Consider the following 10,843-nt stretch of genomic DNA (forward strand, 5'->3'; position numbering starts at 1 on the left):
CGGGGGGGGCAGCCCCGCGCGCGGGCGCCCCCCCCCCCCGGGGCCGGGGGCGGGGACCGTTAGGGGCGCGCGGACCGGTCCGCGCAGGACGGTGCGGCGGGTGCGGGGACGGCCGCCCGGAGCGGCGGGAACCCGGCGGAGTACGCGCCGCTCGTGGCTCCGGGGTACGACACCGGGCCGCGCTACCGGGACCACATAAGCCCCGGGACCGAGAACGGTCCCGATGCGTCCGAGTCCGGTAACTCCGGTGGTGCCGGAGCTCCGAGTGCTCTCGGTGGCCCTGGCGCGCACGGTGTGCCTGGTGCACCCGGCGTTTCCGGTGCCCTCGGCGTACAGGGTGCTTCCGGCGTGCACGGCTCTCCGAGTGTTCCCGGGGGCTCGGGGGCTGCCGGTACGCCCGGGACGCCTGGTGCCCCCGGCGTTGCCGGTGCACCTGGCGGTCACGGTGCCTCCGGGACTCCCGGTACCACCCAGGGTGCCCCCGGCACCCCGGGCGCCGCCGGGGACCGGCCCGACCTGAAGGCCGCTGCGCGGGCCGGGGCCATCGCCGCGTACCGGGCCGGGGCCCAGGCCGCCGCGCGGATCACCGAGCAGCGCAAGGCCGGTTCGGAGCCCGCGCCGGAGCCGGAGGCGGAGCCGAGGCCGGCGGGGTCGAAGCTGCCGCAGGGGTACTCGTACCCGTACGGCGGCCCCGACAGCGGTGCGACCTGGCACGGCGCCACCCCGCGCCGCCAGGCCCTGCCCCCGGCCGGGGCGGAGCCGCCGGCCCGTCCTGCGCTGCCGGCGCAACTCGCCCTTCCGCAGGGCTACCAGCAGGCGGACGCCCCCGGCGACGGCCAGGTCCCCGGGCAGCCGGCGGCGTCGGACGGCCGGGCACATCCGCAGGACGGCACGGAGCGCAGCGCGCTGCCCGGGCCGGGCCAAGGACAGCAGGATCAGGCGGGCTTCGGCCTGTCGGCCGGGCGGGACGGCACCGGATACGGCGGGCAGCCCCAGCTCGGCCCGGGCCGCCCGGACCCGGCGGCGGCCGGACAGGGCGGCCCGCAGGCCGGCCCGCCGAGCGCCGCCGGATACGCGGCTCCGGCCGAGGCCGGTGGATACGGGCAGACGGGTCCGCAGGGCGGCGCCGGGTACGGGCAGGACGCTCGGCAGACCGGCCCGCAAGGAGGCGCCGGACACCCGTCGGCCTCCGCGCCCCGCACCCCCGGCCAGACCGGCCCGCACACCGGCACGGGGACCGGCCCGCAGGGCGGTCGGCAGGGCGGTGCCGGATACGAGACGGCCCAAGGGCCCGGCGGCTACGGCCAGACCGGTCCGCGCAACGGCACCGGGACCGGGACCGGCCCGCAGGGCGGTGCCGGATATCAGCCGCCCCCAGGGCCCGGCGGCTACGGCCAGACCGGCCCGCAGACCGGCACCGGGACCGGCCCGCAGAGTGGCAGGCAGGGCGGCGCCGGACACCCGGCGGCCGCAGGGCCCGGCGGCTACGGTCGGCCCGGTCCGCAGGGTGCCGCCGGATACCCGGTGCCCTCCGGGGCCGGTCCGCAGGGGCCCGGCCAGGGTGCGGTGCGCGTCGGTGCCGGCGGCGCCGGTGCCGGGTGGGGGAGTGGGCCGCGGAGCGGGCTCGATGCCGAGCGGGCTCGGCAGACGCGGATGGCCGTGGTCGGGGCCGTCACCGAGCGGTGGGCTCCCGAGCAGGCGCAGGCCGTGCACGGGCCGTGGCAGCTGGCCGCGCCCGTCGGGCCGGCCACCGACCTGTGGGGGCTCGGCGCGTTGCTGTACCGGGCCGTACAGGGGCATGCCCCGTACCCCGAGGACAGCGTCGCCGAGCTGGTGGAGATGGTCTGCGCGGAGCCCCCGGCCTTCGCCGAGGAGTGCGGTCCGCTGCGCCCGATCGTGGAGTCCCTGCTGCGCCAGGACCCGACCGAGCGGCCCGACTTCGAGGAGCTCCGCGGCTGGCTGCGCTCCCTCGTGCGGTCCGCTCCGGAGCCGGACGGCGGCTTCGCCATGCTGCCGCCGGTGGTGGAGGATCCGGCCCGGCTGCCCGTCGTGCGGCGGCGGGCCGACCTGCACGGCCGCCACCGCAGCGCCCGCGGCGCCGAACACCCCCGCAAGCCGCGCTCGCTGGGGCGTTCCCTGTTACTCGGGATCCTCGTCCTGCTCTCGGGAGCCGTGGCCTACGCCCTGTTCTTCATGCCCCGCTCCGCCGATCCGCAGGGCGGGCAGAAGGCCGCCGGCATGAGGCCGCCCGCCGCGTCCCCGTCGCAGAGCCCGGGGCGCGGCACCGCTCCGAGCCCGAAGCCGAGCGGGTCCGGTCAGGCTCCGAGCCCCTCCGCGAACCCGCCCGAGTCGAAGCCGGCTCCGCAGCCCAACGCCCCCGCTCCGTCCGGGTACACGGCCCAGCAGGACGCCGAGCACTTCTCGATCAACGTTCCGAACGGCTGGGAGCGCCGCGGAATGAACGAGTCCGGTCAGGTCCGGTACACGGACGGGGCCTTCACCCTGACCGTCGTCCCCGGCCGGGACAAGGTCGAGGGCAACCCCGACCCGGCCACCTACCAGAAGGACAAGGAGCCCGAGCTGGCTCCGTACCGCTCCTCCACCTGGTCCAGCGTCAGCGACATCAGGTCCACCAAGGTCGGCAACCAGCTCCGCGTCACCGGCCGGTACACCTGGATCGACGGCACCGGCCGGTCCGTCGTGGCCCGCAACTTCGTCGTCGCGCTCGGAGGTTCCTACCACGTCGTCATGGTCACCGGCCCGCAGGACCAGGAGGGCAAGGTCACCGAGACCTTCGAGCAGGCAACGGCCAGCTACAAGACCGGCGGCTGACGCGGTATCAGTACGGCGATTGCGTCACAGTGCGGCCCAACCGCCGCCGAGTGGTTCCGCCGTCGCCCGGGATCTCCGTAGTCTGACCGGAAGTGCACAGAGCGGCGGCGGGGATTCGTGGAACAGCAGACAGGTGCAGGTGCGGTGCTCGCGGGCCGGTACCGGCTCGTGGAGTCCATCGGCAGGGGCGGCATGGGCAAGGTGTGGCGCGCGCACGATGAGCTGCTGCACAGGACGGTCGCCGTCAAGGAACTGACGGCGGGCCTGTACGTCGCCCAGGCCGACCGGGACGTCCTGCACGCCCGGACGCAGAAGGAGGCCCGGGCCGCGGCCCGGATCCAGCATCCGGCGGTCGTCACGGTCCACGACGTACTGGAACACGACGACCGGCCCTGGATCGTCATGGAGTACATCGACGGCCCCTCCCTCGCGGACGCGGCGAAGACGGCCGGCCGGATCGAACCCCGCGAGGCGGCCCGGATCGGCCTGCACGTGCTCGGTGCGCTGCGCGCCGCGCACGCCGTCGGCGTCCTGCACCGGGACGTGAAACCGGGCAACGTGATGCTCGCCAAGGACGGGCGGGTGATGCTCGCCGACTTCGGCATCGCCGCGATCGAGGGCGACTCCTCCATCACGCGCACCGGCGAACTCATCGGCTCCATCGACTACCTGGCCCCCGAACGGGTCACCGGCGGTGCCCCCGACCCGGCCTCCGACCTGTGGTCGCTCGGCGCGACGCTGTACACGGCCGTCGAGGCCCGCTCGCCCTTCCGCCGCACCTCGCCCATCTCCAGCCTCCAGGCCGTGGTGAACGAGGAGCCGCCCGCCCCGACCCACGCGGGCGTGCTGGCCCCGGTCATCACGGCGCTGCTGCGCAAGGACCCGGCGAAGCGGCCGTCGGCCGACGAGGCCGAGCAGATGTTCCTGCAGGCGATGGAGGGCCGCGAGCCGCGGGCGGCGCAGGCGTACGTACCCACGCGCGCGATGGGCTCCGAGGAGCTGGGCGCCGCCCGGAACGAGCAGGCGGACACGTCCGAGCTGCCCGGTGGAGGCGCGCAGGGCCAGGGCCGGACGAGCCCGGAACAGACCTTCGCCACCCGCTCGGAGGCCGGACCGGGCGGAGCGGGCGGACCGGCCGGGTCGGGCGGAGACGCCGGTCCGGGTCGCCGGGACACCGGAGCCCCCGGCCGGATCAGGCGGGCCGCGGTCGTCGCCGTGGTGGCGGCGCTGCTCGGCGGCGGCGGGGTGTTCGGGATCCTGAAGTACACCAGCGACTCGGCCACGGACGGCGGGATCCCGGGCCGCACGGCCGGCTCGCCGGACACCCCGGCCGGATCCTCGGCCGGCGCCGGGGACGCCAAGGGGCAGGCGGAGAAGACCCCGCCGGAGGGCTGGGCGAAGGTGGTCGACAAGGAGGGCTTCACCCTCTTCGTCCCCGAGGGCTGGAAGCGCCGGGAGGACGGTTCGCAGATCGACTACACCAAGGACGGCGGCAAGCACTTCATCCGGATCGCCAAGGACCCCAACCCGACGTTCAAGGACCCGTACACGCACCTGCTGGACCTGGAGAAGCAGGTCCAGAAGCGCTCCGACTACGTGCGTCAGACCCTGCACCCGAACACCTTCCGGGGGCAGGTCAAGTCCGCCCTGTGGGAGTTCGTCTGGACGGAGAAGACCGGGGCGTTCACCGGGCCCCGGCGGGCCATCGAGCAGATGTACTACGCACCGGACGGCACCGAGTACGCGGTGTACATGTCGGGTCCGGTCGCGGACTGGGACACGACCCGGGAGCAGTTCGACATCGTGCTCAGCGGCTGGCAGCCGGCTCCGCCCCGCTGACGCCGCAGGGCCCTGGCCCCCGCCCTTCGCCCCCGCCCTTCGCCCCCGCCCTCCGCCCTCCGCCCCCGGCCCCCGCCCCCCGGCGCCCGGAATCCGCCATCCTGCCAGCGATCACTGGCAGAAATGGCAAAATCCGGTTACCGGCGGGTACCCAAAGCGCCCCGGGCGGAATACGCTCACGGCCATGACGGACACGCAGGCCCCGGCCCCCCTCCGCAGCGCCCCGCAGCCCACCAACCCGGTCGCCCCCGCCCCGGCCGGCGCCCGGAGCGCCGCCGACGTGGTGACCCCCGAACTGGTCGCCCGGCTGACCCGCGGCGTGACCGGCTCCGGCCGCACCGCCAACCACACCCCCTTCACCGGGGACCGGCTCGCGGAGCTCCCCGAGGCCACCCCCGACGACGTGGCGGCCGCCTTCGCCGCGGCCCGCGCCGCGCAGCCCGCCTGGGCCGCCGTGCCCGTCCGGGCCCGGGCCGCCGTCCTGCTGCGCTTCCACGACCTGGTCCTGTCCCGGCAGGCCGAGGTGCTCGACCTGATCCAGCTGGAGACCGGCAAGGCCCGCCTGCACGCCCACGAGGAGGTCCAGGCCGTCTCGATCGCGGCCCGGCACTACGGCCGCAAGGCCCCCGCGTACCTGCGCCCCAAGGGCCACACGGGCGCCATGCCCACCCTCACCAAGGTCACCGAGCTGCGCCAGCCGCGCGGGGTCATCGGCCAGATCGCCCCCTGGAACTACCCGCTGGAACTGTCCATCGGCGACGCCCTGCCCGCCTTCGTCGCGGGCAACGCCGTCGTGATGAAGCCCGACACCGAGACCGCGCTCACCGCCCTGTGGGCCCGCGACCTGATGATCGAGGCGGGCCTGCCGGCCGAGGTGTTCCAGATCGTCATCGGCGAGGGCCCGGTCGTCGGCCCCGAGGTGGTCCGCCACGCCGACTACGTTTCGTTCACCGGTTCCACGCGCACCGGCCGCGAGGTCGCCCAGGGCGCGGCCGCCCGCCTCGTCGGCGCCTCCCTGGAACTCGGCGGCAAGAACGCCATGCTCGTCCTGCGCGACGCCGACGTGGAGAAGGCCGCCGCCGGCGCCGTCCGCGCCTGCTTCTCCTCCGCGGGCCAGCTCTGCATCTCCATCGAGCGGCTCTACGTGCACGCCTCGATCGCCGACGAGTTCGTCGCCCGGTTCGCGGCCCGTACGAAGGCCATGCGGCTCGGTTCCTCCCTCGCCTACGGCGCGGACATGGGCTCCCTGGCCGGCGAACGCCAGCTGAGCGCCGTACAGCGGCACGTGGACGACGCCGTGGCCAAGGGCGCCACCCTCGTCACCGGCGGCATCGCCCGCCCCGACATCGGCCCGCTCTTCTACGAGCCGACCATCCTCGACGGCGTCGAGACGGCGATGGCGGTGTGCGGGGAGGAGACCTTCGGCCCGGTCGTCTCCATCTACCGCTTCACCGACGAGGACGCGGTCATCGAGGAGGCCAACGGCACCCCCTACGGCCTGAACTCCAGCGTGTGGACGAAGGACGCCCGCCGCGGCCACGCCGTCTCCGCGCGCCTGCGCACCGGCACCGTCAACATCAACGAGGGGTACGCCCCGGCCTACGGCAGCGCCCAGGCGCCCATGGGCGGCATGAAGGAATCCGGCCTCGGCCGCCGCCACGGCTCCGAGGGCATCCTCAAGTACACCGAGGCCCAGACCGTCGCCCACCAGCGGCTGCTGCCGATGGGCCCCTCGTTCGGGATGGACGACGAGAAGTACGCGGCGTTCATGACCCGCAGCCTCCAGGTCATGAAGGCGTTCCGGCTCCGCTAGACGGCCCGGTCAGAGGGCCCAGCCCGTTCCGCCAGTCCGTTCCGCCAGTCCGTTCCGTTCGGGAGGCACCGCAGTGTCGTACGACTACGACGTCATCGTCATCGGATCGGGTTTCGGAGGGTCGGTCTCGGCACTGCGGCTCTCCGAGAAGGGGTACCGGGTCGGCGTCCTGGAGGCAGGGCGCCGGTTCACCCGCGAGAGCCTGCCGAAGAACAGCTGGGACCTGCGCAACTACCTGTGGGCCCCGGCCCTCGGCCTGTACGGGATCCAGCGCATCCACCTCCTCGGCAACGTGATGGTCCTCGCGGGCGCCGGGGTCGGCGGCGGCTCCCTCAACTACGCCAACACCCTCTACGTGCCCCCCACCGCCTTCTTCGAGGACCGGCAGTGGGCGTCCATCACGGACTGGCGGGACGAGCTCGCCCCCTACTACGACCAGGCCAAGCGGATGCTGGGGGTCCGGCTCAACCCGACGGAGACCCCCTCCGACGTCCACCTCAAGGCGGCCGCCGCCAAGATGGGCGTCGCGGACTCCTTCCACATGGCCCCGGTCGGCGTCTTCTTCGGGGACGGCGAGGATGCCGAGGGCCAGAGCAAGGTCCGCCCCGGGGACGAGGTCGCCGACCCGTACTTCGGCGGCGCCGGCCCCGCCCGCAAGGCCTGCACCGAGTGCGGGGAGTGCATGACCGGCTGCCGGCACGGGGCGAAGAACACCCTCAACGAGAACTACCTGCACCTCGCGGAGCGGGCCGGCGCCGTCATCCACCCCATGACCACGGTCACCGCCCTCTCCGACCACCCCGACGGCGGCTACCGCGTCCGCACCGTCCCCACCGAGGGCCGCCGCCGCGCCGAGCCCACGGTGCTGCGCGCCCGCTACGTGGTCGTCGCGGCGGGCACGTACGGCACCCAGACCCTCCTGCACACGATGAAGGACCTCGGCGAGCTGCCCCGCCTCTCGGACCGGCTCGGCGATCTGACCCGGACCAACTCCGAAGGCCTCGTAGGCGCGCAGACCGATGACCGCCGCTACCGCAAGCGGCACGGCAAGGACAAGCGGGCCGACTTCACGCGGGGCGTGGCCATCACCTCCTCGGTGCACCCCGACGCCGACACGCACATCGAGCCGGTGCGCTACGGCAAGGGCTCCAACGCGATGGGGTTCATGACCATCCTCCAGGTGCCCTACTCCGGCCACCGGGTCCGCGCCTGGTTCGGACGCACCGCCCGCCACCCCGTGCAGCTGCTGCGCTCGCTGTCCAACCGGCGCTGGTCGGAGCGCACCATCATCGGCCTGGTCATGCAGTCCCTCGACAACTCCCTGACCACCTACCGCAAGCCCGGCGGCATAGGAAAGGGCCTGCTCACCGCCCGGCAGGGCCACGGAGCGCCCAACCCCGTACAGATCGCCGAGGCCACGCGGGCGGCGACCCTGCTGGCCGAGGAGATCAACGGGTTCCCCGGCAGCAACGTCGGCGAGCTGATGGGCACCCCGCTGACGGCGCACTTCCTCGGCGGCTGCCCGATCGGCGCCTCGCCCGAGGAGGGCGTGGTCGACCCGTACCACCGGCTCTACGGGCATCCGGGCATCTCGGTGGTGGACGGTTCGGCGGTCTCCGCGAACCTCGGGGTCAACCCGTCGCTGACGATCACCGCGCAGGCGGAACGGGCGATGTCCTACTGGCCGAACAACGGCGAGCACGACCCGCGCCCGGAACAGGGGGCGGCCTACGCCCGCCTGGCGGCCGTGGAACCGGCCCGTCCGGCGGTGCCGAAGGAGGCCTTCGGGGCGCTGCGCCTGCCGTTCCTGGCGGTACCGGAGGTTCCGCCGCGCTCGGCGGCCCCCGCCGAATAGCCGGTGGCGCCGGTGCCCGCCACATGACTTCGGCGGGCACCGCACTCCCCCTCCGAGCGCGGTACCCGCCGAACTACAAGCAAGACAGCTGTCCGGCCCGGATGGTTGTAGGGAAATCCGGCGACAGAAGTGTGGCGTCCGTCACAGGGTGAACAGGGCAACCAGAGGGGCCCCTCGTGGGTCAGGACCGGCATGAGAAAGCGCATCTCCCTGCTGGCGGCAGCCGGCCTGGTGGCCGTCGGCCTGGCCACCACCCCTGCGAACGCCGCGGACCCGGTGTTCACGCTCACCAGCCCGGCGGAGATCGGCCTGAGCCCGTACACCGGGGACGGCGGCGGGCGGCAGAAGACCACGGTCGACTTCCGGGTCGGGAACCCGACCGGGAGCGAGTTCGAGCACCGGAGCACCTTCACGGTCGACCTGAGCCCGCTCAAGGGCGTCGCGGACGTGGCCCTCGGCGAGAACTCCGGCCACCGCTGCACCCTCACGGCGACCGCGGTCACCTGCGAGAACTTCTGGGGGATCTCGACCGGCGAGAACTGGGTGGGGGCCCTGGACCTCACGGCCGTCAAGGGCAGCAAGCCCGGCACGGTCGTCGACCTGACGATGACCGGCGCGGCGGAGGGCATCACCATCGCGCCCACCACCACGAAGGTCCGGATCGGCGGCCCCGACCTGGTGATGGAGGAGGCCGCCCTCAAGGCGAAGTTGGCTCCGGGCGAGAGGCAGCCGCTCCCGATCGTCTTCGGGAACACCGGCACGGAGTCCGTGAAGGGCGTGGCGCTGGAGCTCGACACCACGCACGGCATGGGACTGGTCGAGCAGTACGACAACTGCGCCACCAGCGAGAAGGACACCACCGGCAAGCCCTGGAACCAGGGCTGGTCCATGACGGTGTGCACCTTCGACAACGAGATCAAGCCGGGTGAGGTCTGGGAGATCGCCGACGCGCTGACCCTGGAGGCCGCTCCGCACGCCTTCCTCGAAGGACTGATCTACGGGGTGCACGAGGCCGGCTCCCAGCCGAAGTCCACGCAGAAGCTCAGCACTCCCCGCGCGGGCAAGAAGCTGGACCTCAGGACGCGCGCGGCCAAGGCCGCGCCGCGTGCGGCGGACCTGGACCCGTGGAACAACCGGCACGACTTCGACTTCGCGGTGAAGAACACCGCCGACCTGGTGGCCACCCCCGCCTCCCTGAAGGGCAAGGCGGGCGAGACCGTCAGGGCCGAGCTCGGCTTCCGCAACGAGGGCCCGGCGTGGATCGCCCACTTCCGCTCGGGCGAGGACGTGGCCCGCGCCGACATCGTGATTCCGGCCGGGGCCAAGGTCACCAAGGTGCCGGAGCACTGCATCGCCGTCACGGCGGACGGCACCCCCCGCGAGGAGCGGCTGGGCGCCCCGCGCTACTTCTGCGGGACCCCGCACGTCATCGGGGAGAAGCAGGTGTTGGGCTTCCCGTTCGAGCTGAAGATCGAGAAGGTCGTGGCCTCCGCCACCGGCTCCGTCTCGGTCGGGCAGTGGTCCGACGGGGGCACCACCCCGCAGGCCTGGGACCCGAACCGCGCCAACAACAAGGCTGCCTTCGTGATCAACGGCAAGGACGCCACCCCCACGCCGACCGCGCCCCCGACCACCGCCGGCCCGACGCCGACGGCTCCCGCGTCCCCGGCGGCCACGCCGGGTACGAGCACCACGCCGAGCCCCGGCGCCGGTAGCGGCAAGACGCCGAACGGCGGGCTCGCCGAAACCGGTTCCGCCCCCGGGCCGCTCCTGATCGCCGGTGCGGCGCTCGTGGCCGCGGGCGGCGCGGTGTTCCTGGCGCTGCGCCGCCGGGCCACCGGCCGCGCGTAACGGAGGAAACAGAAGAACGGCCGGTCCGGGGCGTCCCCCGGGCCGGCCGTCCTTGTGTGGTGACCGGGCTGCTGTCCCCTGCCGTCCGGTCACATGAAGGAGCGAGGTCCCACGACGCACACCCCTGGGGGTGCGTCTCATCGCTCCAGCGGAGCCACGCGTGGTGCTGCGTCCCGCACCTGGCTGGCACGGTCATCCGCATCAACGAAGGGCCGTGGGGGCGGTCACGGTCCGGACGGGTGACGAACAGGCGTCACGGCCGGCGTCACGGGCACTGCCGCGGGCTCAGACCCGGCCGCGGCACAGCTCCAGCAAGGTCATCGCGAGCGTGGTGCCGGGCTTGCCGAGGGCGTCGCTCCAGTGGGTCAGGACCTCCATCTCCCGCGACAGGTGCACCCGGCGCCCGCCCGAGCCGATCCGGGCCTCCTGGATGACCGTCGAGACGGCCATCCGTTCCTGGATCAGGCCGATGATCCGGTCGTCGATGGCGTCGATCCGCTCGCGGGAGCCGGAGATCAGCTGCTCGGCGGTGATGGCAGGGGTGGTGGCGGTGATCGTGGTCGTGCTCATGGTCGGTCTCCTGTCGGTGGGGTCCGACCGGAGCGGGAACGCCAGAGCGCCCCGGTCCTGTCGGCCCGGGGCGCTCTGGGAAG

The 10,843-nt window shown here is 74.0% G+C and carries 6 protein-coding genes; 5 read left to right on the forward strand and 1 reads right to left on the reverse strand.

Going from position 1 to position 10,843, the window contains the following annotated elements:
• Positions 1-348: 348 nt before the first annotated feature.
• The 5 genes from ACFWNV_RS27360 to ACFWNV_RS27380 all read left to right on the forward strand — a co-directional run bounded on the left by ACFWNV_RS27360 (position 349) and on the right by ACFWNV_RS27380 (position 10,190).
• Complete coding sequence (locus ACFWNV_RS27360) at positions 349-2,832, forward strand: serine/threonine protein kinase (protein ID WP_383952134.1); 2,484 nt, start codon at positions 349-351, stop codon at positions 2,830-2,832.
• 117 nt (positions 2,833-2,949) lie between these two features.
• Positions 2,950-4,671, forward strand: a complete 1,722-nt coding sequence (locus tag ACFWNV_RS27365) for a serine/threonine-protein kinase (RefSeq protein WP_383952136.1) — start codon at positions 2,950-2,952, stop codon at positions 4,669-4,671.
• Between the two features lie 184 nt (positions 4,672-4,855).
• A complete protein-coding gene (locus ACFWNV_RS27370; protein WP_383952138.1) occupies positions 4,856-6,484 on the forward strand; it encodes a succinic semialdehyde dehydrogenase in 1,629 nt (542 codons plus the stop codon).
• 73 nt (positions 6,485-6,557) lie between these two features.
• The gene (locus ACFWNV_RS27375; protein WP_383952140.1) at positions 6,558-8,339 is read left to right on the forward strand and encodes a GMC oxidoreductase; all 1,782 of its coding nucleotides are present in this window, start codon (positions 6,558-6,560) and stop codon (positions 8,337-8,339) included.
• Positions 8,340-8,531: 192 nt separating this feature from the next.
• A complete protein-coding gene (locus tag ACFWNV_RS27380; RefSeq protein ID WP_383952142.1) occupies positions 8,532-10,190 on the forward strand; it encodes a peptidase in 1,659 nt (552 codons plus the stop codon).
• Positions 10,191-10,475: 285 nt separating this feature from the next.
• Here ACFWNV_RS27380 and ACFWNV_RS27385 read toward each other — a convergent pair whose 3' ends face one another.
• A complete protein-coding gene (locus ACFWNV_RS27385; RefSeq protein ID WP_383952144.1) occupies positions 10,476-10,760 on the reverse strand; it encodes a chorismate mutase in 285 nt (94 codons plus the stop codon).
• Positions 10,761-10,843: the final 83 nt, after the last annotated feature.

It is taken from the genome of Streptomyces sp. NPDC058401 (assembly GCF_042722885.1).
In the GTDB taxonomy this organism is placed as follows: domain Bacteria; phylum Actinomycetota; class Actinomycetes; order Streptomycetales; family Streptomycetaceae; genus Streptomyces.